The sequence below is a fragment of the Streptococcus oralis genome, assembly GCF_021497885.1.
In the GTDB taxonomy this organism is placed as follows: domain Bacteria; phylum Bacillota; class Bacilli; order Lactobacillales; family Streptococcaceae; genus Streptococcus; species Streptococcus oralis_BQ.
Genome location: NZ_CP046523.1, coordinates 1,560,074 through 1,584,861, shown reverse-complemented (window position 1 = coordinate 1,584,861; position 24,788 = coordinate 1,560,074). Strand labels below are relative to the sequence as shown.

At 41.7% G+C, this 24,788-nt stretch carries 24 protein-coding genes; 17 read left to right on the top strand and 7 right to left on the bottom strand.

The annotated features are described in order from the left end of the window. Nucleotides 1-99: 99 nt before the first annotated feature. The 10 genes from GOM48_RS07995 to yidD all read left to right on the top strand — a co-directional run bounded on the left by GOM48_RS07995 (nucleotide 100) and on the right by yidD (nucleotide 6,267). On the top strand, nucleotides 100-345 hold the full coding sequence (locus GOM48_RS07995) for a YneF family protein (RefSeq protein ID WP_235097079.1): 246 nt from the start codon (nucleotides 100-102) through the stop codon (nucleotides 343-345). Between the two features lie 206 nt (nucleotides 346-551). Beyond that, entirely contained in the window at nucleotides 552-1,346 is a 795-nt protein-coding gene (gene racE / locus GOM48_RS07990) for a glutamate racemase (protein WP_235097078.1), read from the top strand. After that, nucleotides 1,304-2,314, top strand: coding sequence for a nucleoside-triphosphate diphosphatase (locus tag GOM48_RS07985; protein WP_414930188.1), 1,011 nt, complete (start codon nucleotides 1,304-1,306; stop codon nucleotides 2,312-2,314). The genes racE and GOM48_RS07985 overlap by 43 nt, the downstream gene beginning before the upstream one ends. Then, complete coding sequence (locus GOM48_RS07980; protein ID WP_235097076.1) at nucleotides 2,290-2,811, top strand: metallophosphoesterase; 522 nt, start codon at nucleotides 2,290-2,292, stop codon at nucleotides 2,809-2,811. Before GOM48_RS07985 ends, GOM48_RS07980 begins: the two co-directional genes overlap by 25 nt. Beyond that, complete coding sequence (cbpB, locus tag GOM48_RS07975) at nucleotides 2,808-3,269, top strand: cyclic-di-AMP-binding protein CbpB (protein ID WP_000560694.1); 462 nt, start codon at nucleotides 2,808-2,810, stop codon at nucleotides 3,267-3,269. Before GOM48_RS07980 ends, cbpB begins: the two co-directional genes overlap by 4 nt. Next, a complete protein-coding gene (gene xerD / locus GOM48_RS07970) occupies nucleotides 3,266-4,000 on the top strand; it encodes a site-specific tyrosine recombinase XerD (RefSeq protein ID WP_321159610.1) in 735 nt (244 codons plus the stop codon). The genes cbpB and xerD overlap by 4 nt, the downstream gene beginning before the upstream one ends. Further along, nucleotides 4,000-4,728 (top strand): segregation/condensation protein A, encoded by a 729-nt coding sequence (locus GOM48_RS07965; protein ID WP_235097074.1) that lies wholly within the window; start codon nucleotides 4,000-4,002, stop codon nucleotides 4,726-4,728. Before xerD ends, GOM48_RS07965 begins: the two co-directional genes overlap by 1 nt. 18 nt (nucleotides 4,729-4,746) lie before the next feature. Further along, complete coding sequence (gene scpB, locus GOM48_RS07960; RefSeq protein WP_235097073.1) at nucleotides 4,747-5,316, top strand: SMC-Scp complex subunit ScpB; 570 nt, start codon at nucleotides 4,747-4,749, stop codon at nucleotides 5,314-5,316. Next, the gene (locus GOM48_RS07955; protein ID WP_001222228.1) at nucleotides 5,303-6,025 is read left to right on the top strand and encodes a pseudouridine synthase; all 723 of its coding nucleotides are present in this window, start codon (nucleotides 5,303-5,305) and stop codon (nucleotides 6,023-6,025) included. Before scpB ends, GOM48_RS07955 begins: the two co-directional genes overlap by 14 nt. Then, nucleotides 6,025-6,267 (top strand): membrane protein insertion efficiency factor YidD, encoded by a 243-nt coding sequence (gene yidD, locus GOM48_RS07950; RefSeq protein WP_007519230.1) that lies wholly within the window; start codon nucleotides 6,025-6,027, stop codon nucleotides 6,265-6,267. Before GOM48_RS07955 ends, yidD begins: the two co-directional genes overlap by 1 nt. A gap of 31 nt (nucleotides 6,268-6,298) precedes the next feature. Here the strand turns inward: yidD and GOM48_RS07945 are convergent, their stop codons facing one another. The 4 genes from GOM48_RS07945 to GOM48_RS07930 form a co-directional block, all read right to left on the bottom strand. Further along, the gene (locus tag GOM48_RS07945; RefSeq protein ID WP_235097072.1) at nucleotides 6,299-7,264 is read right to left on the bottom strand and encodes a siderophore ABC transporter substrate-binding protein; all 966 of its coding nucleotides are present in this window, start codon (nucleotides 7,262-7,264) and stop codon (nucleotides 6,299-6,301) included. Between the two features lie 95 nt (nucleotides 7,265-7,359). Then, complete coding sequence (locus GOM48_RS07940) at nucleotides 7,360-8,112, bottom strand: ABC transporter ATP-binding protein (protein ID WP_000764283.1); 753 nt, start codon at nucleotides 8,110-8,112, stop codon at nucleotides 7,360-7,362. Further along, entirely contained in the window at nucleotides 8,109-9,065 is a 957-nt protein-coding gene (locus GOM48_RS07935; RefSeq protein WP_235097071.1) for an iron chelate uptake ABC transporter family permease subunit, read from the bottom strand. The genes GOM48_RS07940 and GOM48_RS07935 overlap by 4 nt, the downstream gene beginning before the upstream one ends. Next, nucleotides 9,055-10,014: an ABC transporter permease gene (locus GOM48_RS07930; RefSeq protein WP_235097070.1), complete on the bottom strand. Its 960-nt coding sequence runs from the start codon at nucleotides 10,012-10,014 to the stop codon at nucleotides 9,055-9,057. Before GOM48_RS07930 ends, GOM48_RS07935 begins: the two co-directional genes overlap by 11 nt. Before the next feature lie 237 nt (nucleotides 10,015-10,251). Between GOM48_RS07930 and pepA the strand changes: the two genes are divergently transcribed. Next, a complete protein-coding gene (gene pepA, locus GOM48_RS07925; RefSeq protein WP_235097069.1) occupies nucleotides 10,252-11,316 on the top strand; it encodes a glutamyl aminopeptidase in 1,065 nt (354 codons plus the stop codon). Nucleotides 11,317-11,337: 21 nt separating this feature from the next. Further along, nucleotides 11,338-11,634 (top strand): bacteriocin immunity protein, encoded by a 297-nt coding sequence (locus tag GOM48_RS07920; protein WP_235097068.1) that lies wholly within the window; start codon nucleotides 11,338-11,340, stop codon nucleotides 11,632-11,634. 92 nt (nucleotides 11,635-11,726) lie between these two features. Here the strand turns inward: GOM48_RS07920 and GOM48_RS07915 are convergent, their stop codons facing one another. Then, nucleotides 11,727-13,358, bottom strand: a complete 1,632-nt coding sequence (locus GOM48_RS07915) for a Na/Pi cotransporter family protein (protein ID WP_235097067.1) — start codon at nucleotides 13,356-13,358, stop codon at nucleotides 11,727-11,729. Nucleotides 13,359-13,691: 333 nt separating this feature from the next. Here GOM48_RS07915 and GOM48_RS07910 point away from each other — a divergent pair, with 333 nt between their 5' ends. Further along, entirely contained in the window at nucleotides 13,692-18,389 is a 4,698-nt protein-coding gene (locus tag GOM48_RS07910) for an endo-beta-N-acetylglucosaminidase (RefSeq protein ID WP_235097066.1), read from the top strand. A gap of 872 nt (nucleotides 18,390-19,261) precedes the next feature. On the opposite strand, the gene GOM48_RS07905 is transcribed toward GOM48_RS07910, so the two are convergent. Together GOM48_RS07905 and GOM48_RS07900 are read right to left on the bottom strand one after the other, a co-directional pair. Further along, on the bottom strand, nucleotides 19,262-19,492 hold the full coding sequence (locus GOM48_RS07905) for a hypothetical protein (RefSeq protein ID WP_235097065.1): 231 nt from the start codon (nucleotides 19,490-19,492) through the stop codon (nucleotides 19,262-19,264). Between the two features lie 15 nt (nucleotides 19,493-19,507). After that, a complete protein-coding gene (locus GOM48_RS07900; protein WP_235097064.1) occupies nucleotides 19,508-20,647 on the bottom strand; it encodes a hypothetical protein in 1,140 nt (379 codons plus the stop codon). A gap of 438 nt (nucleotides 20,648-21,085) precedes the next feature. Between GOM48_RS07900 and GOM48_RS07895 the strand changes: the two genes are divergently transcribed. The 4 genes from GOM48_RS07895 to glnA all read left to right on the top strand — a co-directional run bounded on the left by GOM48_RS07895 (nucleotide 21,086) and on the right by glnA (nucleotide 24,766). Continuing rightward, a complete protein-coding gene (locus GOM48_RS07895) occupies nucleotides 21,086-22,285 on the top strand; it encodes a phosphoglycerate kinase (RefSeq protein ID WP_061409634.1) in 1,200 nt (399 codons plus the stop codon). Between the two features lie 137 nt (nucleotides 22,286-22,422). Then, entirely contained in the window at nucleotides 22,423-22,950 is a 528-nt protein-coding gene (locus GOM48_RS07890; RefSeq protein WP_235097063.1) for an FUSC family protein, read from the top strand. A 76-nt stretch (nucleotides 22,951-23,026) separates the two neighbouring features. Then, nucleotides 23,027-23,383, top strand: a complete 357-nt coding sequence (gene glnR / locus GOM48_RS07885) for a transcriptional repressor GlnR (protein ID WP_235097062.1) — start codon at nucleotides 23,027-23,029, stop codon at nucleotides 23,381-23,383. Between the two features lie 36 nt (nucleotides 23,384-23,419). Next, nucleotides 23,420-24,766: a type I glutamate--ammonia ligase gene (gene glnA / locus GOM48_RS07880; protein WP_235097061.1), complete on the top strand. Its 1,347-nt coding sequence runs from the start codon at nucleotides 23,420-23,422 to the stop codon at nucleotides 24,764-24,766. Nucleotides 24,767-24,788 lie beyond the last annotated feature (22 nt).

The following is a 24,788-nucleotide window of genomic DNA, read 5'->3' as shown; positions in this document are numbered from 1 at the left end:
AATTGGCTTAACCCCTCCCTGAAAGCGTAAAACAAACTAGTCAGAAAAGTCATTTTATGGTATAATATAGTAGACTCAAAAAGAAACAGGAGAAAGATTATGGATCTTATTTTAGCAATTATCTTGATTGTACTAGCTTTTCTAGGAGGAGCTCTTGGAGGTATGTATTTGGTTCGTAAGCAAATCGAAAAAGAATTTGCGGACAACCCACGTTTGAACGCTGAGGCAGTTCGTGCTCTCTTGAGCGCAAATGGTCAAAAACCAAGTGAAGCCAAGGTACAACAAGTTTACCACCAAATCATCCGTCAACAAAAAGCAGCCCTTGCTAAGAACAAAAAGAAATAAATAGGAAAAGTCTGGGATGAAAGTTCCAGACTTCTCACTATGTTCAATAGTTCTCAAGGATAAGACTTTTTCCTTGCATTCTATTGATATTTGATTATGATTAAGAGAGAGGCAGTTGACATTCTATCAAGCTGTCGGTCAAATCGTTCAGGACAAGGAATCATGATGAACTATCAATCAGAAAAAAAGACTAGAAAGAAGACTGTATGGATAATCGACCAATTGGTTTTTTGGATTCAGGTGTCGGGGGTTTGACCGTTGTACGAGAGCTCATGCGCCAGCTTCCCCATGAAGAAATCGTCTATATTGGAGATTCAGCACGGGCACCCTATGGCCCCCGTCCTGCTGAGCAAATTCGTGAATATACTTGGCAGTTGGTCAACTTTCTCTTGACCAAGGATGTCAAAATGATTGTCATTGCTTGTAATACTGCGACTGCGGTCGTCTGGGAAGAAATCAAGGCAAAACTAGACATTCCCGTCCTAGGTGTGATTTTGCCAGGAGCTTCGGCAGCTATCAAGTCCAGTCAAGGCGGGAAAATCGGAGTGATTGGAACCCCCATGACGGTACAATCAGACATCTACCGTCAGAAAATCCATGATCTGGATCCGGATTTACAGGTGGAGAGTTTGGCCTGTCCCAAGTTTGCCCCCTTGGTCGAGTCTGGTGCCTTATCAACCAGTGTAACCAAGAAAGTAGTTTATGAAACCCTGCGTCCCTTGGTCGGAAAAGTGGATAGCCTGATTCTAGGTTGTACTCATTATCCGCTCCTTCGCCCTATCATCCAGAATGTCATGGGACCGAAGGTTCAGCTGATCGATAGTGGGGCAGAGTGCGTACGAGATATCTCAGTTTTACTCAATTATTTTGAAATCAATCGTGGTCGCGATGCCGGACCACTCCAGCACCGTTTTTACACAACAGCCAGCAGCCAAAGTTTTGCCCAGATTGGGGAAGAATGGCTGGAAAAAGAGATTCATGTGGAGCATGTAACATTATGACAAACAAAATTTATGAATACAAGGACGACCAGGACTGGTATGTCGGTGTCTGGGATGTCTATGGAGGCATCTACAGCCTCATCAAAGATCCTCTTGAGCTTGATTTTATGGATTTGGCGCGGATTTTTCGTGATGAGGAAAACGGCTTTCCAATTACGATAACGGTGATGCGCTGGTCTTCTAACTTCCGTCTGCTCTCCTTTATCGTTGAGATTTTAAATGCAGAAGCAGGACGTAACTTGGAAGTCATCCAACGTCAGGGAGCCCTGCTCTTGGTTGAAAATGGGCAACTCCTGCATGTAGAATTGCCTAAAGAAGGTGTTGATGTAGAAGTCTTCTTTGAAACTAGCAAGGTTAGAGAAACCTTGTTGATAGCGACTCGAAACGAAGGCAAGACCAAGGAGTTCCGAGCAATCTTTGACAAACTAGGCTATGATGTGGAAAATCTCAATGACTATCCAGATTTACCTGAAGTAGCTGAAACAGGCATGACCTTTGAAGAAAATGCCCGCCTCAAAGCAGAAACCATTTCCCAATTAACAGGCAAGATGGTTCTAGCAGATGACTCAGGTCTCAAAGTCGATGTCCTTGGTGGCTTGCCAGGTGTCTGGTCAGCCCGTTTTGCAGGAGTCGGCGCCACTGACCGTGAAAATAATGCCAAGCTCTTGCACGAATTGGCCATGGTCTTTGATCTCAAGGACCGTTCGGCTCAGTTCCACACAACCCTAGTTGTAGCCAGTCCAAATAAGGAAAGTTTGGTTGTTGAAGCTGACTGGCCAGGCTACATTAATTTTGAACCTAAGGGTGAAAATGGTTTTGGCTATGATCCCCTCTTCCTTGTAGGAGAGACAGGTAAATCATCAGCCGAATTAACCCTTGAAGAAAAAAATAGCCAATCCCACCGTGCCTTAGCCGTTAAGAAACTTTTGGAGGTATTTCCATCATGGCAAAGCAAACCATCATTGTAATGAGTGACTCCCACGGAGATAGCTTGATTGTGGAAGAAATCCGTGACCGCTATCTGGGTAAAGTTGATGCCATTTTTCACGATGGTGACTCAGAACTCCGTCCAGACTCTCCGCTTTGGGAAGGCATCCATGTCGTCAAAGGAAATATGGACTTTTATGCTGGCTACCCAGAACGTTTGGTGACTCAACTTGGTCCGACCAAGATCATCCAGACTCACGGACACTTATTTGATATCAATTTCAACTTTCAAAAGTTGGACTACTGGGCTCAGGAAGAAGAAGCGGACATCTGTCTCTATGGTCACTTGCATGTCCCAAATGCTTGGATGGAAGGAAAGACTCTTTTTCTAAATCCAGGTTCCATCAGCCAACCACGAGGCACTATTAGAGAATGTCTCTATGCCCGTGTGGAGATTGATGACAGCTATTTCAAAGTAGACTTTTTGACACGTGATCATGAGATTTATCCAGGCTTGTCCAGGGAGTTTGCTCGATGATTGCCAAGGAATTTGAAGCATTTTTATTGGAGCAGGAAGAGACTTTTCTTACCCCCGCTGAGAATCTAGCAGCCTTGATTGATACCCATAATGCTGATCATGCGATTTTAGTGTTGAGCCAAATCACTTATACCCGTATCCCTGTTGTGACCTTTGATAAACGCTTTGTCGGGACTATTGGTCTGAGAGACATTTTGGCTTATCAAATGGAGCAAGGTTTGACGGATGAGCAGATGGCAAAGACAGACATCGTCAATATGACTAAGACAGATGTGGCAGTCGTCGCTCCAGACTATAACATCACAGAGGTCCTCCATAAACTGGTGGATGAACCTTTCTTGCCAGTGGTAGATGATGAAGGGATTTTTCAAGGAATCATCACGCGCAAGTCCATCCTCAAGGCAGTCAATGCCCTCTTGCATGACTTTAGTAAGGAATATGAGATTCGATGCAAATGAGAGATAGCATTTCAGCCTTCTTAGAAAAAAAGCAGGGCTTGTCTGCTAATTCAAAGCAGTCTTATAGGTATGATTTGGAGCAATTTTTAGATATGGTAGGGGAGCGGGTCTCTGAGACCAGTCTCAAGATTTACCAAGCACAGCTAGCCAATCTAAAAATGAGTGCCCAGAAGCGAAAACTTTCGGCCTGTAATCAATTTCTTTACTTTCTCTATCAAAGAGGAGAGGTGGACAGTTTTTACCGCTTGGAATTAGCCAAACAAGCTGAAAAGAAGACCGAAAAGCCAGCACTGTTAGACCTGGAGTCTTTTTGGCAGGAAAGTGACTATCCAGAAGGACGCTTGATAGCGCTCTTAATCCTAGAAATGGGACTCTTGCCAAGTGAGATTTTAGTCCTTAAGGTTGCAGATATCAATCTGGATTTTCAGGTGTTGCGAATCAGCAAGGCTTCCCAACAGAGGATTGTCACCATACCCACGACCTTGACTCCAGAATTGGAACCCTTGATGGGGCAGACCTATCTCTTTGAAAGGAGTGGGAAAACCTATTCTCGTCAGTGGGCCTTTCGTCAGCTGGAGTCCTTTGTCAAGGAGAAAGGTTTCCCCACCTTATCCGCTCAAGCCTTGCGGGAACAGTTCATTCTAAGACAAATAGAAAACAAGGTCGATTTGTACGAAATTGCAAAAAAATTAGGATTAAAAACAGTACTGACCTTAGAAAAATATAGATAATGGATATTAAATTAAAAGATTTTGAAGGGCCCCTGGACCTGCTCTTGCACTTGGTTTCTAGGTACCAGATGGATATCTACGATGTGCCCATTACGGAAGTTATCGAACAGTATCTAGCCTATGTCTCAACCTTGCAGGCCATGCGTCTGGAAGTAACGGGCGAGTATATGGTTATGGCCAGTCAGCTCATGCTGATCAAGAGCCGCAAGCTCTTGCCAAAGGTAGCAGAAGTGACAGACTTAGAGGATGACCTGGAACAAGACCTTCTCTCTCAAATCGAAGAATACCGCAAGTTCAAGCTCTTGGGTGAGCACTTGGAGGCTAAGCACCAAGATCGGGCCCAGTACTATTCCAAAGCGCCAACAGAGTTGATCTACGAAGATGCGGAGCTTGTGCATGACAAGACGACCATTGACCTCTTTTTGGCTTTTTCAAATATCCTAGCCAAGAAAAAAGAGGAATTTGCTCAGAATCATACAACTATCTTGCGAGATGAATATAAGATTGAGGACATGATGGTCATCGTAAAAGAGTCCTTGACTGGACGAGACCAGTTGCGCTTGCAGGATTTGTTCAAGGAAGCCCAGAATGTCCAAGAGGTTATTACCCTCTTTTTGGCGACCCTAGAGTTAATCAAAACCCAGGAACTGATCCTCGTGCAAGAGGAGAGTTTCGGAGATATCTATCTCATGGAAAAGAAGGAAGAAAGTCAAGAGGCACAAAGCTAGACTTGATAGAGAGGAAAGATGAGTACTTTAGCAGAAATAGAAGCACTCTTGTTTGTAGCAGGTGAAGATGGGATTCGGGTCCGTCAGTTGGCTGAACTCCTATCGCTTCCCCCGACAGGCATCCAACAGAGTTTAGAAAAATTAACCCAAAAGTATGAAGAAGACCAAGAGTCGAGCTTGTCCCTGATCGAGACAGGTGGTGCTTACAGATTGGTCACCAAGCCTCAATTTGCAGAGATTTTGAAGGAATACTCCAAGGCGCCTATCAACCAGAGTTTGTCTCGGGCTGCTCTTGAGACCTTGTCCATCATTGCCTACAAGCAACCTATCACGCGGATAGAAATTGATGCTATTCGTGGGGTCAACTCGAGTGGAGCCTTGGCAAAGTTGCAGGCTTTTGAATTGATAAGAGAAGATGGAAAAAAAGAAGTTCTTGGGCGACCAAACCTCTATGTGACTACGGATTATTTCCTAGATTACATGGGGATTAACCATTTGGAAGAATTACCAGTGATTGATGAGCTTGAGATTCAAGCCCAAGAAAGCCAATTATTTGGTGAAAGGATAGAAGAAGATGAGAATCAATAAATATATTGCCCACGCAGGTGTGGCCAGTAGGAGAAAAGCAGAAGAACTAATCAAGCAAGGCTTGGTGACGGTTAACGGCCAAGTGGTGCGTGAACTCGCAACGACCATCAAGTCTGGAGATAAGGTCGAAGTGGAAGGTCAGCCCATCTACAACGAAGAAAAGGTTTACTATCTGCTTAACAAACCACGTGGAGTGATTTCCAGTGTGACAGATGACAAGGGCCGCAAGACTGTTGTGGACCTCTTGCCCAATGTTAAAGAACGCATTTACCCTGTGGGACGTTTGGACTGGGATACATCAGGGGTTTTGATTTTGACCAATGATGGGGACTTTACGGATGAGATGATTCACCCCCGTAATGAGATTGACAAGGTCTATGTTGCGCGTGTTAAAGGTGTGGCTAATAAGGACAATCTCCGCCCCTTGACCCGCGGTCTTGAGATTGATGGCAAGAAAACCAAGCCAGCTGTTTATGAAATTCTCAAAGTGGATCCAGTCAAAAACCGCTCTGTGGTACAGTTGACTATCCATGAAGGGCGTAACCATCAGGTTAAAAAGATGTTTGAAGCCGTCGGTCTTCAAGTTGATAAACTGTCTCGGACACGTTTCGGACACCTAGACTTGACAGGTCTTCGTCCAGGAGAATCCCGTCGCCTTAATAAAAAAGAAATCAGCCAACTACACACCATGGCTGTAACCAAGAAATAATGAAACGAATCTTAATAGCGCCAGTACGCTTTTACCAACGTTTTATCTCACCAGCCTTTCCCCCCTCTTGTCGCTTTGAGCCGACTTGTTCCAACTATATGATTCAGGCTATTGAAAAGCATGGTTTCAAGGGTGTTCTGATGGGCTTGGCTCGAATTTTCCGATGCCATCCTTGGTCGCCAATAGGAAAAGATCCCGTCCCAGACCATTTTTCTCTCAAACGAAATCAAGAAAAAAAATAACCCAACATCATTTGATGTTGGGTTTTCTTGTTTATTTCAAAGCTTTTTGTGCGTCTTCAATCATGAGTTTAGTTGATTCAAGCCCGCTACCACTTAGATACCAGAGGTCTGGTGTTAGTTGGATAATTTTACCATTTTTAGCGGCAGGAGTTTCAGCGATGAGGGCATTTTCTAGGACGCCATCGTTACTTGAGTTGTCCCCACCGATGGCAAGGGTACGGTTGATGACAAAGAGGATGTCAGGGTTGATTTCTTTGACACTTTCAAAGCTGACTTCCTGTCCGTGGCGAGAGTCTTCAAATTTGGTGTCTGTTGGCTTGAATTTCAAGGTTTGGTACAAGAAAGAGAAACGAGATTGGGCACCAAAGGCAGCCATTTTTCCTTCATTGAGGAGGATGGCAAGGGCTTTTTTGTCAGAACTTTCATTCTTAGTTGCGACTTCTTGGATACTCTTATCTAGATTAGCTAATTCTTCTTTGGCTTTCTGTGTACCAGTTTCACCGAAGGCACTTGCTAGGGATTCGATATTGGCCTTAGTAGAAGTCCAGTAGTCGTCCTTACTTGCTTGGAAGAGCACGGTTGGAGCAATTTCTTTGAACTTGTCTACGAATTTTTGAGTACGTGGTGAAGCGATAATTAGGTCTGGTTCAAGAGCAGCAATGGCTTCTAGGTCTGGTTCAACCATGGAACCCACATTGTTGACATTTCCTGCAAGATCTTTTAGGTAAGTCGGAACAGTTTTTGTAGGCATTCCGACGATGTTCTTTTCAAAACCTAAAGCGCGAATAGTATCCGCAGCACCGAGATCAAAGGTCACAATCTTTTCAGGAACCTTTGAAAGTTTGACCTCGTCTAGTGAACTTTTAATAGTTATCTCTGTTGGAGCAGAGCTACTTGTCTCTGTTTGCTTCGTAGTTTTAGTTGTACTACATGCACCAAGTAAGAGCAAGAAGCTGGCTGCTAGGGCAGTGAGATAAAGTTTAAGGGATGTTTTCATGATTTCTCCTTTTTAAAATGTGATAACGATCTAGGGAGTCTCTGGGGCTTATTGACTAAGAGACAGAGAATTCTCTAACATGATTTTCTGAGTTACTAGCTATAGATACAGATCTTTTTGCCATTGATATCCGCCAGCGTGATGGGAATCTCATAGAGTTGACTGAGCAGGTCAGCCTGCATGATTTGAGCAGTCGTTCCCTTGCAAAAGACTTGACCGTCCTTGAAGGCAACAATTTCATCCGCATACTGGCTAGCCATGTTGATATCGTGGAGGACGATGATAATGGTCTTGCCTAGTTCTTCCACCAGTCGCCGAAGAATCTGCATCATGCTGACGCTTTGCTTGATATCGAGGTTGTTGAGTGGTTCGTCTAGCAAGATAAAGTCCGTATCCTGAGCCAGTACCATAGCGATAAAGACACGTTGGAGCTGTCCGCCAGACAGACTATCGATGTAGCGGTCTTTTAAGTTTGTCAGTTCCAGATAGTCTAGAGTTTCTCGGATTTTTTCCCAGTCTTCTGCCTTCAGTCGGCCACGGCTGTAGGGAAAACGTCCAAAACTGACCAGTTCTTCAACGGTCAATTTGGCTTGGTAATTGATTTTCTGCTTTAGGATGGTGAGCTCTTTGGCTAGTTCTTGCGAATTCCAACTCTCGATTTCACGGCCTTTGATACTGAGGATTCCCTGATCTTTCTTGGTCAGTCTGCTCATGATGGAGAGAAGGGTTGATTTTCCAGCACCATTTGGACCAATGAAGGCTGTCAGTTTCTGAGGACTGACTTCAAGGGAAATGTCTTGCAAAATATCCTGTTTTTGAATGGATTTGTCAATGTTTTCCAGTTTCACCGACGCGCCCTCCTATATAGTAAGATAAAGAATAAGAAACCACCCACACTCTCGATGATCATGCTGATGCGAATTTCCAGAGCAAAGACTCGTTCGATGAGGGCTTGCCCCAAGGTCAAACTAATAAATCCAATCAGAATGGCTACGATAAAGAGCAATTTGTGCCGATAATCTTTGACAATCAGGTAAGTGAGATTGGCTAGCATAAAGCCGAAGAAGGCCATAGGCCCTACCAAGGCAGTGGCTGTTGAGGTCAAAAGCACGATACCCCAGAGGAGTTCTCTCTGTTCTTTTTCAATATCGAGTCCCAATATCTGAGCTGTTTCTCTTTGCAGGTGCAAGACATCCAGAATGACTACTTTTCGGAAGAAAAAGATTGTTAAGGCGAGGATGATCAGAGAACCGATGGCTAGGATGGAAGTGTTGAGATGTTGAAAGGAAGCAAAGAGACTGTTCTGCAGTTTATCGTATTCATTTGGATCCATTAGGACCTGAAGGAAGGTACTGATATTTCGAAAGAGACTTCCGAGTGCTAGACAGATCAGCAGGATGAAGACCAGATCTTGCTTCATCAGTCTCTTCAAGTAGCCTTGTAAGGCGAGAAAGAAGAGGGATTGAACAAGAAGCAAGACTAGAAATTCTAAGATAGGAGACTTTCCAAGCTGTAGAAATTTGCTTTCAAATATCAGCAGCAGGGTCTGTAGCAAGACATAGAAGGATTCGATTCCCAAAATACTTGGCGTCAGAAAGCGATTTTCCGTCAGGGTTTGAAAACTGATGGTCGAAATCCCTGTCGCGATGGCTACCAAGAGATAAACGATGATTTTTTGGGAACGCAGCTTCCAGGCAAAGGCAGACAGGTTAGTGATAGGCCAAAAGTAGAGGAGACAAGCTCCAATGGCCAGAATAATGAGAAGGCAGAAGAGTTTCACATGTTTGCTTTTAGACTGCATCTTTTCGCTCCCCTCTCCAGAGAAGTAGGATAAAGACGAGGCTACCGATGATTCCTAGCAGGAGACTGACAGACAGCTCATAGGGCCGAATCAAGACTCGAGAGAGGATGTCGCAGACCAGAACCAGATTGGCTCCGACCAGAGCGACCATGAGTTTGGTTTGGCTCAGATTATCTCCATAGCGCTTGCGGACAAGATTGGGAACGATGACCCCGAGAAATGGCAAGGCACCCACGGTAATCATGGTGACACTTGTCGTTAGTGCCACTAGAAAGAGGGCCAGTTTTTCAAGTAGGGAGTAAGAAATGCCCAAACTCTCGCTAGCTTCTTTTCCTAGATTCATGATGGTGAAGGTTTGGGACAATTTCCAAACGGCAATCAGGATCAGTAGAGCTAAGAAGAGCCACTCATACTGATTTGTCTGAATCATGGAGAAGGAGCCCTGAGTCCAAGCGGTCATACTCTGAACCAGATTGAAACGATAAGCGATAACTTCTGTCACGGAACCAATAATCCCGCTATAGATAATTCCAATCAGAGGCAACATCCACCTTTCCTTTACAGAAAAAATAGTCATAAAGGCCAGAAAGAAGAGGGTAAATACGATGGATGAAACAAAAGCAAAGAGCATCTTTTGGGTCAGAGTCGCAGACGGAAAGACAAAGAGGCTCAGCACCATTCCCAGTTTGGCGGCTTCAGTGGTTCCAACTGTACTCGGTGCAGCAAATTGATTTTGAGTAATGGTCTGCATGAGGAGCCCTGCTATGCTCATACTAGAGGCTGCAAGGAGAATACTGATGGTCCTTGGAAGACGCGACTCTTGAAAGAGAAGCCAGGTCTGCTGGTCGAAAGCAAAAAATTTCTCCCAAGAAAAATCACTGGTTCCAATGCTGATGGAGAGAAAGACCAGGAGTAGAAGTAAGCCAGTTAAAAAATGAGAGAGTTTCATACCCCCGTCCTTTCAAATAGATTTGGTATCGTTAGATACCTGCGGATATAAATGTAACACGATTTCTTTAATCTGTCAATAAATATTCTGACAATTTAATGTAAAAAGAAAGAAAAATTCTTGAAATAATATCTGCCCCTCTCTTTTATTGGAAAACTGAGTAAAAACCAATCTACCTTCCCACTATCCTTCTTCTATAAAAAGTGGTAAAATGGAGGACAGAAAGAAGGAACTGATATGACAACATTATTTTCAAAAATAAAAGAAGTAACAGAAATCCCTGCGATCTCAGGTCATGAGGCACCTGTCCGGACTTATCTTCGTGAAAAGTTGACACCGCACGTAGATGAAGTGGTGACAGATGGTCTGGGCGGTATTTTTGGAATTAAACATTCAGAAGCTGCGGATGCACCACGCATCTTGGTCGCTTCTCATATGGACGAAGTTGGTTTTATGGTTAGTGAGATTAAGCCAGATGGTACCTTCCGTGTCGTTGAAATCGGTGGCTGGAACCCTATGGTGGTCAGCAGCCAACGCTTTAAACTCTTTACTCGTGATGGTCGTGAAATTCCTGTGATTTCGGGTTCTGTCCCTCCACATTTGACACGTGGAACAGGTGGACCAAGCATGCCAGCTATTGCAGATATCATTTTTGATGGTGGCTTTTCGGATAAGGCCGAGGCAGAAAGTTTTGGAATCCGTCCTGGTGATACCGTCGTACCAGATAGCTCAGCGATCTTGACAGCCAATGAAAAAAATATCATCTCAAAAGCTTGGGACAACCGCTATGGTGTCCTCATGGTAAGCGAGCTAGCTGAAGCTTTATCAGGTCAAAAACTGGGAAATGAACTCTATCTTGGTTCTAATGTCCAAGAAGAAGTTGGTCTCCGTGGGGCTCATACTTCTACAACTAAGTTTGATCCAGAAGTTTTCCTAGCCGTTGACTGTTCACCTGCTGGTGATGTTTATGGTGGCCAAGGCAAGATTGGGGATGGAACCTTGATTCGTTTCTATGATCCAGGTCACTTGCTTCTCCCAGGTATGAAGGATTTCCTTTTGACAACGGCTGAAGAAGCTGGCATCAAGTACCAATACTACTGTGGAAAAGGTGGAACAGACGCTGGAGCAGCTCATCTGAAAAATGGTGGTGTCCCATCTACAACTATCGGTGTCTGTGCCCGTTATATCCATTCTCACCAAACTCTCTACGCGATGGATGACTTCCTAGAAGCCCAAGCTTTCTTGCAAGCCTTGGTGAAAAAATTGGACCGTTCAACGGTTGATTTGATTAAAAATTATTAAACATAAGGGAAGGTGGTCAGGATGGCAGAACCAAACCTAGAAAGCCTTATAAGAGATCTCTATAACCATGCTCGTCAGGGCTTGAGTGAAGATTTAGTTGCTGCTCTCCTAGAGACTGCTAAAAAACTACCCACTACAAATGAGCAATTACTAGCAGTCCGACTCTCAGGACTTGTCAATCGCGAATTGCTCATCAATCCCAAACACCCAGAACCTGAATTGATCAACTTGGCGCGCTTTATCAAAAGAGAAGAGGCCAAGTACAGGGGCACTGCAATTTCTGCTATTATGTTTGGTGAACTCTTTAAAATGCTTTGATTCCACTGTGAATCAAAGTATTTTTTATATGTCAGAAAAGACATTCTTGATTAAGAGAAAAAGCCATCCTATTCAGGATAGCTTTTTGGTACTTAGATTTGTTCAGCGATGACCTTTTCAGCTAGGTTCATAGCGTGGTCAGATACACGAGTGTAGTGAGAAATGATGTCGATAAAGTTGACCCCAGCTTGTGTTGAGCACTCACCCTTGTTAAGGCGTTTGATGTGGGTTTTTCTGAGAATGCGTTCCATATTGTTGATTTCTTTATGGCGTTCAATCAGACTCTGAGCTTTTTCAATATCATTGTTTTCCACGCTATCAAGGGCATCCTTGATAAAGCCAGTAGTTTTTTGATAAATATCAGCCAATTCCTGCAAAGCAGCCTCAGAGAATTCGACATTTTTACGTTGAAGGTAGTCGGTCAGATTGATTAGGGCTTCTGCATGATCCCCAATCCGTTCCAAATCACGAGATGAATCCAGAATGTTAGTCAACACTTCGCTTTCCTTTTGGCTCAAGGATTCGCTTGAAAGTCTGATGAGGTAACGAGTGAGTTTTTCATCAATGGTGTTGATGGCTTCCTCTGTCTTGTGCCCTTTTTCAGCTACCTTTTCATCCAAACCGATGATATAGTTATAAGAAAGGTCAAAAGCTTTTGCTGCATAGTTCCCCAAGTGCAAAAGTTCTTTTTTGGCATTTCCTAGAGCGATAGAAGGAGATTGTTGGATAAGTTGTTCGTCGAGATAAAGGGGCTCGTACTTGACAACCTCGTCTTCACCAGGGATGAGCTTGGTTACGAAGTAGGCCAAGGCTCCGATGAAGGGAAATTGTACAATGGTGTTACTTACGTTAAAGGCACCGTGCGAGAAGGCGATGGTCATCTCAGGTGAGAGGTGAAGGAGTGCTTGGAAGTACTCAATCATAGCAGTGAAGGGGCCTAATAAAATCAAGCAAAGAATAGTTCCTAATACGTTAAAGGTGACGTGGGTTGCAGCAACGCGTTTCGCAGAGACATTGGCTCCAGCTGCCGCGATGATAACTGTTAGGGTTGTCCCGATATTATCCCCGAAGAGAACTGGTAGAGAACCTTTAAGGTCAAGGAATCCACCTGCATAGAGACCTTGCAAAATCCCGATTGTCGCAGAAGAAGCTTGGATGAGGACGGTAATCACTGCACCGGCGACTACTCCTAAAATAGGATTTTGTCCCAAGGTTACCATATATTCCTTGAATTGTGGTAAATCTTTAAGCGGACTCATACCGGCACTGATGAGGTTGAGGGCGTAGAAGATTCCGCCTACACCAAACAGGATGCGCCCGATATTGTTTGCTGTTCTGTTTTTTGTAAAGAAGAGGAACATGGTTCCAAGGAAAATCAAGGGTAAAGCATACTCGCCAAGCTTGAAACCGATGATAAAGGAAGTGACGGTGGTTCCGATGTTGGCTCCCATGATAATTCCGATAGCCTGTCTAAGAGTTAGAAGGCTAGCGCTGACCAGTCCAACCGTGATAACTGTAACCCCTGTACTTGACTGAATCAGGGCAGTCACGACAATCCCGACTAGAACACCTAAAAAGGGATTGCTGGTGTACTTGTCGATGTAAAAACGAAGGCGATCTCCAGCAGCTTGTTGCAAACCGTCTCCCATGGTCTTGATACTATATAAAAATAGTCCCAGACCTCCTAAAAAGTGAAATAAAATTTCCTGCCAATTAATGGACATTTCTTTTTCCTCCGAAAAATAATCGCGGAATTTCTCCTATTCTATTTTAAAGGATAAAAGTAAATCTAACAAGTGTTTAGATGAAATTTTCCTAAGAAAAGGCAACTTTCTTTTAAAATGAGAGATAGATTCCCTTTGAGATAGATGATTTATAGGATTATATCCAAATTTAACTGTTTCTTATCCTAGTTATAGTTTTTGTGTCAAATAGATTGACATCGCTTTCATATAAGATAAAATGAAAATAATCCTGTTCTGGTGGTGTCCACTAAGAACAGTTGCTGTTTATCTAAAAAGTAAAGCGCTTACTTTTTATTTTATTAGGAGGATAAGATGAAAGATCTATTTTTTGAAAAACGTTGCCGTTACAGTATTCGAAAGCTGTCAGTCGGAGCTTGTTCCTTGATGATTGGTTCAGCTCTATTTGCGAGCCCAGCCCTTGCCAAACAGATCTCTGTCCCTGAGGCAGTTGCAAATACGAGCGCTCAAGCTACAAGCATTAGTGAAACAGCGAGTCCAGACACTGCAGTCATCGAAAAACAATTAGAAGAAACTGAAAACAAAGTAGCTGAGCAACCAACTTCAGAAAACACTCCAGCAATAGCTGATTTGGTCAATGAAAAAGAAGAGGCAAAGCCAGCTCCGGCAACTGACAAAGAAGGAGTCAAGCCTGAGGACGCTCCTCAGGTGGTTGACAATAAGGCCGACAAACCAAGTCTAGCAGACGTTCCTAAAAATGAAGAGAAGAGTCTCCGACCAAAAGAAATCAAGTTTGATACTTGGGAAGATTTGTTGAAATGGGAATCTGGTGCGCGTGAGGATGATCCCATCAACCGTTCCTCAGTTGAACTCGCCAAGCGCCATAGAGGTCAGTTGGTTAATGAAAAAGCAAGCAGAAGGGCCAAGGTTCAGGCGCTAGCAAATACCAACTCAAAGGCTAAAGACCACGCTTCTGTTGGTGGAGAAGAATTCAAGGCCTACGCCTTTGATTACTGGCAATATTTGGATTCAATGGTCTTCTGGGAAGGCCTAGTCCCAACTCCAGATGTCATTGATGCAGGGCACCGTAATGGTGTGCCTGTTTATGGAACCCTCTTCTTCAACTGGTCAAACAGCATTGCTGACCAAGAGAAATTTGCAGAAGCCTTGAAGCAAGATGAGGATGGCACCTTCCCGATTGCACGTAAACTCGTTGATCTCGCTAAGTATTATGGCTTTGATGGTTACTTTATAAACCAAGAAACAACGGGGGAATTGGTAGCACCTCTTGGTGAAAAAATGCGCCAATTCATGCTCTATACAAAAGAATACGCGGCTAAAGTCAACCACCCAATCAAGTATGCTTGGTATGACGCCATGACCTACAAATATGGTCGTTACCACGAAGATGGCTTGGGAGACTATAACTACCAGTTTATGCAAAAAGAAGGTGACAAGGTCCCTGCAGATCAATTCTTTGCTAACTTCAACTGGAACAAGGAAAAGAATGACCACTCTGTAGAAATGGCCAAATGGCTAGAACGTAGCCAGTATGATGTCTTTGCAGGCTTGGAATTGCAACAAGGTGGTTCATATAAGACCAAGGTCAACTGGGATGCTCTCTTAGATGAAAATGGCAAGTTGCGCTTGTCACTTGGACTCTTTGCGCCAGATACGATTACCAGTCTAGGAAAAACAGGTGAAGACTACCACAAGAACGAAGATATCTTCTTCACAGGTTACCAAGGAGATCCAACGGCTCAAAAACCAGGTGATAAAGAGTGGTATGGAATTGCCAATTTAGTTGCGGATCGCACTCCAGCTATCGGTCGCACTTTCACAACTTCCTTTAACACAGGACATGGTAGAAAATGGTTTGTAGACGGTAAGGTTTCTAAGGATTCTGAGTGGAATTATCGTTCTGTTTCAGGTGTCTTGCCAACATGGCGCTGGTGGCAGACTTCAACGGGTGAAAAACTCCGTGCAGAATATGACTTTACAGATGCCTACAATGGCGGAAACTCTCTTAAATTCTCAGGTGATGTAGCTGGTAAGACGGACCAAGATGTGAATTTGTATTCTACCAAACTAGAAGTAACGGAGAAAACCAAACTTCGGGTTGCCCACAAGGGAGGAAAAGGGTCGAAAGTTTTTATGGCCTTTTCTACGACTCCAGACTATAAATTTGAGGATGCAGATGCATGGAAAGAACTGACTCTTTCTGACAACTGGACAAATGAAGAAATTGATCTTAGCTCACTAGCAGGAAAAACCATCTATGCAGTTAAACTCTTCTTCGAACATAAAGGTGCTGTAAAGAATTATCAGTTCAACCTAGGTCAATTAACAATTTCAGACAATGACCAAGCACCGCAATCACCTACAGGTCTCTCTGTGGTGAAGCAATCTCTTAAGAATGCCCAAGAAGCTGAAGCAGTTGTTCAATTTACGGGTAACCAAGATGCAGATTTCTATGAAGTCTACGAAAAAGACGGTGACAACTGGCGTTTGTTGACAGGTTCATCTGCTTCAACCATCTACTTGCCAAAAGTTAGCCGCTCTGCTAATGCGACTGGTACAACGCAAGAATTGAAAGTCGTTGCAGTTGGTAAAAATGGACTCCGTTCAGAAGCTGCAACTGCGTCATTCAACTGGGGCATGACGGTTCAGGATACAACTCTCCCAAGACCCTTGGCTGAAAATATTGTTCCAGGTGCAACGGTTATTGGTAGCACCTTCCCAAATACTGAAGGCGGTGAAGGCATCGAAGGCATGTTGAACGGTACGATTACAAGTCTATCAGACAAGTGGTCTTCAGGACAATTGAGCGGTAGTGTCGATATTCGTTTGACCCAACCACGTCGTGTTGTCAGATGGGTAATGGATCATGCGGGAGCTGGTGGTGAGTCTGTTAACGATGGTCTGATGAACACCAAGGACTTTGATCTTTACTACAAGGATACAGATGGCGAGTGGAAACTAGCCAAGGAAGTTCGTGGCAATAAAGCGCACGTTACAGATATCACTCTTGACAAACCAATCACCGCTCAAGACTGGCGTTTGCATGTCATTACATCTGATAACGGAACACCTTGGAAGGCCATTCGTATCTACAACTGGAAGATGTACGAAACCTTGGACACAGAAAGTCAAAATATTCCAATGGCTAAGGTAGCTGCTCGTTCACTTGGAAACCATCAAGTTCAACTAGGCTTCTCTGATGTTCCAGCAGGTGCAACCATCACCGTTTACGACAAAGCGAATTCACAAACACCGATTGCAACATTGAAGTCTGAAACTGGTGGCGATCTGGCAACAGCACCATTAGCCTTTGACAAACAACCAAATCTCCTCTACTACCGTACTCAACTACCTGGAAAAGAAATCAGTAACACCTTGGCTGTAGCGATTCCACAGGATGAAAGAAAAATTGCTGCAGTTAGTCTTGAAAAAGGACCTAAGAAGACGGTTTATAAAGAGGGAGAAAAACTGGACCTCAGAGGCGGAACACTCCGCGTTCAATACGAAGGGGGACAAGCCGACGAGCTGATTAACCTTACTCACTCAGGTGTGACGGTATCTGGGTACGACGCTCATCAAAAAGGGGAACAAAACCTAACACTTCAATACCTTGGTTTACCAGTTTCAGGTGATCTAAAAGTCCAAGTGACTGGTCAAGATGAAAGAAAACCAAAAGAAGTAGCAGGTTTGTACATTACTCAGAAACCAAAAACAGACTATCTAGTAGGGGATCAACTGGATCTTGCAGAAGGTCGCTTCGGAGTTCTCTATGATGACGAGACAGAAGAGACTCACGGTTTTACTGATCAAGGTGTTGAAATTACGGGCTACGATTCTCAAAAGACTGGACGCCAGACCTTGACCCTACATTACAAAGGTCATACAGCTGAGTTCGATGTCTTGGTTTCTCCAAAGGTTGCAGTTAATGATGAATACCTCAAACAAGAAATCACTGCTGCCCAAGGCCGTCAGTCGACAGTTGCTTATACTTTCTCAAACGAAGAAAAACAAGCTGCGCTAGTAGAAAAACTAAATGCTGCCAAGGCAGTTGCTGAAAACCATGATGCCAGTCAAGAAGAAGTCAACAAAGCCTTGAATGAATTAAAACAAGCAGGTGCAGACTTGGATGGCAATCAACGTTATCAAACTGCTAGAGAAGAATTGGAAGGTTTGCTCGAATCCCTCCGTGAAAAAGATTCTCAAGCTGACTTGATTGCCCAAGCAGAAGCTTTATTATCTTCACAAATGCCAACTCCACAAGCTTTTGCGGAAATGAAAGAAAAGCTGAACAAGAAACTAGCTCCTGCAGAAGAAAGTCACCACGTTGGCAGCATGGATCCTAATGAAGTGGCCCCAACAGTAGAGGCATTGCCTGAACTAGTTGTGGAAACTGAAACAACAGCCTTTGAACGTCAAGAGCGACCAAATGCAAACCTTCTTAAAGGTCAACGTCAACTTGTCCAAAAAGGAGAAGAAGGTCAAATTCGTCGTCTAGTAGAAGTAGATGTCCAAGGCAAACGCACTCTTCTTTCAACTGAAGTTCTCAAGGAAGTTCTTCCAGAGATTACCGAAGTTGGTACAAAAGTTCTATCCAGCAACCAACCAGCAGAAGGTGTGAAAGATTTAGTTCTAGTAACTCCGAAACTGGAAGTTGAAGAAGTTTCAGTTGCCTTCGACCGTCAAGAGCGACCAAATGCAGCCCTTCTCAAAGGCAAACGCCAGCTAGTTCAAGCAGGCGTTGAAGGTCAAGTTCGTCGCTTTGTAGAAGTTGATGCTCAGGGCAAACGCACCCTTCGTTCAACTGAAGTTCTCAAGGAAGCTATCCCAGAAATCACAGAAGTTGGAACAAAAGAAGAGCTAAACTCACAAACAACAGACCAAGCGTCTTTAGCAGCGTCGATAAAAGTTGAAAAAGCAACAAATCAACTTCCAAATACTGGTGTTGAAACAGATGCCAGTCTAGTAGCTCTGGGACTCCTCGGAGTGATGAGTGGTTATGGACTTGTAGCTTTGAAAAAGAGAGAAGATTAAGGATAGATAGTATTTCCTAAGCTGAGATTAGAAAGAAATCGTTTCAAGAAGCAACAGCTAAAAATAGTTGTTGCTTTTTGCACCCTTTCATCCCAATGTTTTCTGAATTGAGACTGAATAGCTTGTAAGCCATCATAAAGTGTTTTTCAGTAACATAACCTCCAAATTTAGTTTGATCATATCTCTGCACTTTAATCAGTTTATTTGATACCATGGAATTTCAGTAAAATTGTGCACTTAATTTGACAATTCAAGGATAAAAAATCGTCTAATAGTACCTTTAGATTTTCCCATCTTGCTTTAGAAAAAGTTATGAAAGACTTTGAATTCATTAATTATAATAAAACTTTATCACAAGATTTATTGACGATTAATAATGTAAATTGTATAATCTAGTTAAAATATTATTTAGATATAGTAATATTTTTATGGTTTTATTTACGAATCACAGAGATTTATTTCTTTATAGAAAATGACATAGGAGAATATCTATTATAGATAGTATGACACTTGCCATTGTAGCAGAGATAGTTTCGGTTTAACAAGAATTTTGGAGAAAGAAAGAGCTCACGATTACGTGAGCTAAAAATGCTATGAAAGACAGCTTGACACTCAGCACTCTAAAATAATCTGAGTTCATGCATCTTATAAGCGAGTTAAAAGACGGTTCAAGTGAGCCGTCTTTTTCATATATTCAATTATCGTTCACTAAAGGAGATTTATGGTTTTGATATTTTCTAATTTGTTCTTGTGATGATTTATCAAAATGTCTCCTTTCTTTACTATTATAGCAGGGTGACTATATCTTTAGAAGAATGTTGAAATAAAAGAAAAGACCCACATTTTTTGTGAGTCTGAGAAGTTAGCGATTCCTACTTAATTAAACTTTTCTCCCAGGCGATTGCCTTTTCTTGAACTTTGAGCTTATATGAAGTTCTTTCTTCTGATTTCATAGTTCTAATTTCTTCCCGAGCTTCTTGTAATAATTCCAGTTGTTTAATTGCTGGATAAAGGGCAGTTCCGATTATTCTTATTAACTCCTTGTTATCATTTAATAATTTATCATGAGTTTGAGTAGTATTTAGGGCTTGTGTTTTAGACATGTCTATTCCTCTTTTCTAAAAATTATCATAAATAGTTTTCAAGAAATCAAAATCTTCATTAAGTAGATTATCGCTATGTTTAAGTGCTCGCACACGAATATCAGTCATATTATTGCGTACAACTCTCATATTATAACTCAGTTGTTCAATAATTACAATACTTAGTGACTTTATTGTATTTTGCATAAAGTCACTATCCAGAAAATCTTTCTCTCCTATAAAAGTGTTACTAAAATCATATTCCATGAATCCATAGAACTCCGTTTCTCTATTATTTATATTATCGCTCCCAATTCTAAAGATAATTTTTCTATGTTTATCAATCTTCAACTTTTTACTCGTTTTAGGATTTTGAATTTCTTGGAATCGTTCATCGCTAACTTCATAACAGGTTTTATGGTTTAAGCTACTCTCAGAGAAAAATAATTCGTCATCAACAAATGATGAGTACATCTTATCTCTAGTATCAGAGGAATAAAAGTATAGACGTATATAAATTTCATCGTCTAATAATTTTTTCATTGCAAATTTAGTATCTTTCAATATATTTTTAAGAAAATTTTTCAAACCCTTGCAGTAAATTTTATCAAAAATAGTAATCATTTTAGTTGATAAAATCTTTAATAAAAACATTATATCATCTATATTCGAGGGAACTGTTAGTTCATTGTTATTATTTAATGCTTCCGTTGTGTTATATATGTCGTGAATAATAAGATTAGAAAACTCGTATTGATTAAAGGATTTATCCGTGTGCGTCAAATGAATTGTATTATTCTGAGTTAATCTTGAGCTATATTGTAACAACTCCTCTAATAGTTTATTCTTTTCTTTTACCTCGTTCCACTTTTTAATAAAAGAAAAGAATTGAACAATAACTATAGCAGTCAGAAAAATAATAAGCCATAGTCCAAAAAATTCAGATACAGTTGTAGGTTGCTTGTTTGATATTTTTTCAATTTTAAATTCACTTAAATATCTAAAGAGATTCGATACCCAGTTTAGAAAATCAGTATTATCAATGATTAAAGTAAATAACCCAGAGATAAAACCTAATAATGTTATTGCTTTGAATGATAAAAAGTAATCTACAAAATTAAACCACTGATTTTTATCAGGAAAAAAATCTATAATAGAACGAACCATTTTTTTCATTTTGTATCTCCATTTCAAATATAAATCTAATTTCTTATCAGCTTATTCTATCATAAAAACGCTACGATTTCATTTGAGAACACTTACATTCAATGTTTTTATTGAAATTATATCTGGTTTCCGAATATTTTTTTACATAAAATACTTTTGTTCCATCAAACAAAAGAATACCAGCTCATTTTTCTCTAATTTTTTCATCATTTTTATCAACTAAGTTGCTGTTTGTTTAAAGTGTTCTTACAATTCTAAATATTACCATAGTCTCTACTTTTTCTACTATTTTTAGAAATCGAAATAAAGCTTGTTAAAATAAAGTTTATAGATAGATGAATCAATTTTTACAGAAATAAAGAACCGGAAAAGTTTAGGGTTTTGCTATCTCTTTTGTTGATTTTGTGATATAATTAACACGTATAAAAAAAGAAGGAGTCATATCTAATGGCAAAATTGACTGTTAAAGACGTTGAATTGAAAGGGAAAAAAGTTCTCGTTCGTGTTGACTTCAACGTACCTGTTAAAGATGGCGTGATTACCAATGACAACCGTATCACTGCTGCTCTTCCAACTATCAAGTACATCCTTGAACAAGGTGGACGTGCTATCCTCTTCTCTCACCTTGGCCGTGTAAAAGAAGAAGCAGACAAGGCTGGTAAATCACTTGCTCCTGTAGCTGCTGACTTGGCAGCTAAATTGGGTCAAGACGTTGCTTTCCTTCCAGGTGTCACTCGTGGTGCTGAATTGGAAGCAGCAATCAACGCTCTTGAAGATGGACAAGTTCTCTTGGTTGAAAACACTCGTTTTGAAGATGTTGACGGCAAGAAAGAATCTAAAAACGATCCTGAACTTGGTAAATACTGGGCATCACTTGGAGATGGTATCTTCGTAAACGATGCATTCGGTACAGCTCACCGTGCACACGCATCAAACGTTGGTATCTCAGCAAACGTTGAAAAAGCAGTTGCTGGATTCCTTCTTGAAAACGAAATTGCCTACATCCAAGAAGCAGTTGAAGCTCCAGAACGTCCATTCGTAGCGATCCTTGGTGGTTCAAAAGTTTCAGACAAGATCGGTGTTATCGAAAACTTGCTTGAAAAAGCTGATAAAGTTCTTATCGGTGGTGGTATGACTTACACATTCTACAAAGCACAAGGTATCGAAATCGGTAACTCACTTGTAGAAGAAGACAAATTGGATGTCGCTAAAGCTCTTCTTGAAAAAGCAAACGGCAAATTGATCTTGCCAGTTGACTCAAAAGAAGCAAACGCATTTGCTGACTACACTGAAGTAAAAGATACTGAAGGTGAAGCAGTAGACCCAGGCTTCCTTGGTTTGGATATCGGTCCAAAATCTATCGCCAAATTTGACGAAGCTTTGACTGGTGCCAAAACAGTTGTATGGAACGGACCAATGGGTGTATTTGAAAACCCAGACTTCCAAGCTGGTACAATCGGTGTCATGGACGCTATCGTGAAACAACCAGGCGTGAAATCAATCATCGGTGGTGGTGACTCAGCTGCCGCAGCGATCAACCTTGGTCGCGCAGACAAGTTCTCATGGATCTCTACTGGTGGTGGTGCTTCAATGGAACTCCTTGAAGGTAAAGTATTGCCAGGATTGGCTGCACTCACAGAAAAATAAGTTTTCCTAAATGAAACGATGAAAAGAGGAATTTAGTTTCCTCTTTTTCTTGTTGTTTGAATTAAAAACGTTTCCTATTGATTTTGGCTCATAAAATCAACTAATTTGTGATAAAATGGAAATAGAAAGTTGAGATTATGGGTTATTTTAAAAAATATAAATTTGACAAGTCACAGTTCAAGCTTGGTCTACGAACCTTTAAAACCGGGATTGCTGTTTTTCTAGTTCTCTTGATTTTTGGATTTTTTGGTTGGAAGGGACTTCAAATCGGAGCTTTGACAGCAGTCTTTAGTTTGAGAGAAAGCTTTGATAAGAGTGTTCATTTTGGGACATCACGCATCCTAGGAAACAGTATTGGTGGTTTCTACGCCCTTGTTTTCTTCCTCTTAAACACTCTATTTCAAGAAGCCTTTTGGGTGACCTTGCTGATTGTGCCAATTTGCACCATGTTAACCATTATGACAAATGTTGCTATGAACAACAAGGCGGGAGTTATTGGTGGTGTAGCAGCTATGTTGATCATTACCCTATCAATACCGAGCGGAGAAACATTTTTGTACGTGTTTGCTCGTGTATTTGAAACTTTTATGGGTGTTTTTGTGGCAATAATCGTAAATTATGATATTGATCGCTTCAGAAATCTTTTTGAGAAAAAAAGAAAATAATGTTATATTTTATGACATTATCCATTGACGTTTGTCTTTTTTTAGACTATAATAGACAGAAAGAAGGAAATTGTAAATGAAGGAAAAAGAATTTCGTCGAAATATGGCTGTTTTTCCTATCGGTAGTGTGATGAAGTTGACCGATCTATCGGCGCGTCAGATTCGTTATTATGAAGATCAAGAGTTGATAAAGCCTGATCGAAACGAAGGGAACCGTCGCATGTATTCTTTGAATGACATGGATCGTTTACTTGAAATCAAAGACTATATCTCGGAAGGTTTCAACATCGCTGCCATTAAGAAAAAATATGCTGAACGTGAGGCGAAATCCAAGAAAGCGGTGAGCCCAACGGAGGTGCGTCGCGCACTTCATAATGAACTCCTCCAGCAGGGACGCTTTGCTTCAGCACATTCACCTTTTGGTCGCGGTTAGGCAACCGCAAGTAGTCATATATTAAGGAGAAAAACCATGCCAATCACAGCTGCAGATATTCGTCGTGAAGTCAAGGAAAAAAATGTTACCTTTATTCGTCTCATGTTCTCAGATATTTTGGGAACGATGAAAAACGTCGAAATTCCTGCTACAGATGAACAGTTAGACAAGGTCTTGTCAAACAAAGCTATGTTTGATGGATCTTCTATTGAAGGTTTTGTACGTATCAATGAGTCAGATATGTACTTGTACCCAGACTTGGATACATGGACAGTCTTCCCTTGGGGAGATGAAAACGGAAGTGTTGCAGGTTTGATCTGTGATGTCTATACAACAGAAGGTGAACCATTTGCAGGTGACCCTCGTGGGAATCTGAAGCGTGCTCTTCGTCACATGGAGGAAGTAGGATTCAAATCCTTCAACCTTGGACCAGAGCCAGAATTCTTCCTATTTAAGTTGGATGAAAATGGGGACCCAACACTTGAAGTAAATGACAAAGGTGGCTACTTTGATTTGGCGCCTACTGACCTTGCGGACAATACGCGTCGTGAAATCGTTAATGTTTTGACTAAAATGGGATTTGAAGTAGAAGCAAGTCACCACGAGGTTGCGGTTGGACAGCATGAAATTGACTTCAAGTATGATGAAGTGCTCCGCGCTTGTGATAAGATTCAAATCTTTAAGCTCGTTGTTAAAACCATTGCTCGCAAACATGGACTTTACGCAACCTTTATGGCGAAACCAAAATTTGGTATTGCCGGATCAGGTATGCACTGTAATATGTCCTTGTTCGATGCAGATGGGAATAATGCCTTCTTTGATCCCAATGATCCAAAAGGAATGCAATTGTCAGAGACTGCCTATCATTTCCTTGGCGGTTTGATCAAGCATGCCTACAACTATACTGCCATCATGAACCCAACGGTTAACTCCTACAAACGTTTGGTCCCAGGTTATGAAGCGCCTGTTTACATTGCTTGGGCTGGTCGTAACCGTTCGCCACTTGTGCGCGTGCCTGCTTCACGTGGAATGGGAACTCGTTTGGAATTGCGCTCAGTGGACCCAATGGCTAACCCATACATCGCTATGGCTGTTCTTTTGGAAGTTGGTTTGCACGGTATTGAAAACAAAATCGAAGCTCCAGCTCCTATCGAAGAAAATATCTACATCATGACAGCAGAAGAGCGTAAGGAGGCTGGCATTACAGATCTTCCATCAACTCTTCACAACGCTTTGAAAGCTTTGACGGAAGATGAAGTTGTCAGAGCGGCTCTCGGAGAACATATCTATACTAGCTTCCTTGAAGCTAAACGAATTGAATGGGCAAGTTATGCAACCTTCGTTTCACAATGGGAAATTGATAATTATTTAGACCTTTACTAATATAGAAGAAAGATTGCCTCAG

Bases quoted from the DNA above. Each gene is read 5' to 3' on its own strand.
- GOM48_RS07995 (WP_235097079.1), top strand. From the start codon at position 100: ATGGATCTTATTTTAGCAATTATCTTGATTGTACTAGCTTTTCTAGGA.
- racE (WP_235097078.1), top strand. From the start codon at position 552: ATGGATAATCGACCAATTGGTTTTTTGGATTCAGGTGTCGGGGGTTTG.
- GOM48_RS07985 (WP_414930188.1), top strand. From the start codon at position 1,304: ATGGCTGGAAAAAGAGATTCATGTGGAGCATGTAACATTATGACAAAC.
- GOM48_RS07980 (WP_235097076.1), top strand. From the start codon at position 2,290: ATGGCAAAGCAAACCATCATTGTAATGAGTGACTCCCACGGAGATAGC.
- cbpB (WP_000560694.1), top strand. From the start codon at position 2,808: ATGATTGCCAAGGAATTTGAAGCATTTTTATTGGAGCAGGAAGAGACT.
- xerD (WP_321159610.1), top strand. From the start codon at position 3,266: ATGAGAGATAGCATTTCAGCCTTCTTAGAAAAAAAGCAGGGCTTGTCT.
- GOM48_RS07965 (WP_235097074.1), top strand. From the start codon at position 4,000: ATGGATATTAAATTAAAAGATTTTGAAGGGCCCCTGGACCTGCTCTTG.
- scpB (WP_235097073.1), top strand. From the start codon at position 4,747: ATGAGTACTTTAGCAGAAATAGAAGCACTCTTGTTTGTAGCAGGTGAA.
- GOM48_RS07955 (WP_001222228.1), top strand. From the start codon at position 5,303: ATGAGAATCAATAAATATATTGCCCACGCAGGTGTGGCCAGTAGGAGA.
- yidD (WP_007519230.1), top strand. From the start codon at position 6,025: ATGAAACGAATCTTAATAGCGCCAGTACGCTTTTACCAACGTTTTATC.
- GOM48_RS07945 (WP_235097072.1), bottom strand. From the start codon at position 7,264: ATGAAAACATCCCTTAAACTTTATCTCACTGCCCTAGCAGCCAGCTTC.
- GOM48_RS07935 (WP_235097071.1), bottom strand. From the start codon at position 9,065: ATGCAGTCTAAAAGCAAACATGTGAAACTCTTCTGCCTTCTCATTATT.
- GOM48_RS07930 (WP_235097070.1), bottom strand. From the start codon at position 10,014: ATGAAACTCTCTCATTTTTTAACTGGCTTACTTCTACTCCTGGTCTTT.
- pepA (WP_235097069.1), top strand. From the start codon at position 10,252: ATGACAACATTATTTTCAAAAATAAAAGAAGTAACAGAAATCCCTGCG.
- GOM48_RS07920 (WP_235097068.1), top strand. From the start codon at position 11,338: ATGGCAGAACCAAACCTAGAAAGCCTTATAAGAGATCTCTATAACCAT.
- GOM48_RS07915 (WP_235097067.1), bottom strand. From the start codon at position 13,358: ATGTCCATTAATTGGCAGGAAATTTTATTTCACTTTTTAGGAGGTCTG.
- GOM48_RS07910 (WP_235097066.1), top strand. From the start codon at position 13,692: ATGAAAGATCTATTTTTTGAAAAACGTTGCCGTTACAGTATTCGAAAG.
- GOM48_RS07905 (WP_235097065.1), bottom strand. From the start codon at position 19,492: ATGTCTAAAACACAAGCCCTAAATACTACTCAAACTCATGATAAATTA.
- GOM48_RS07900 (WP_235097064.1), bottom strand. From the start codon at position 20,647: ATGAAAAAAATGGTTCGTTCTATTATAGATTTTTTTCCTGATAAAAAT.
- GOM48_RS07895 (WP_061409634.1), top strand. From the start codon at position 21,086: ATGGCAAAATTGACTGTTAAAGACGTTGAATTGAAAGGGAAAAAAGTT.
- GOM48_RS07890 (WP_235097063.1), top strand. From the start codon at position 22,423: ATGGGTTATTTTAAAAAATATAAATTTGACAAGTCACAGTTCAAGCTT.
- glnR (WP_235097062.1), top strand. From the start codon at position 23,027: ATGAAGGAAAAAGAATTTCGTCGAAATATGGCTGTTTTTCCTATCGGT.
- glnA (WP_235097061.1), top strand. From the start codon at position 23,420: ATGCCAATCACAGCTGCAGATATTCGTCGTGAAGTCAAGGAAAAAAAT.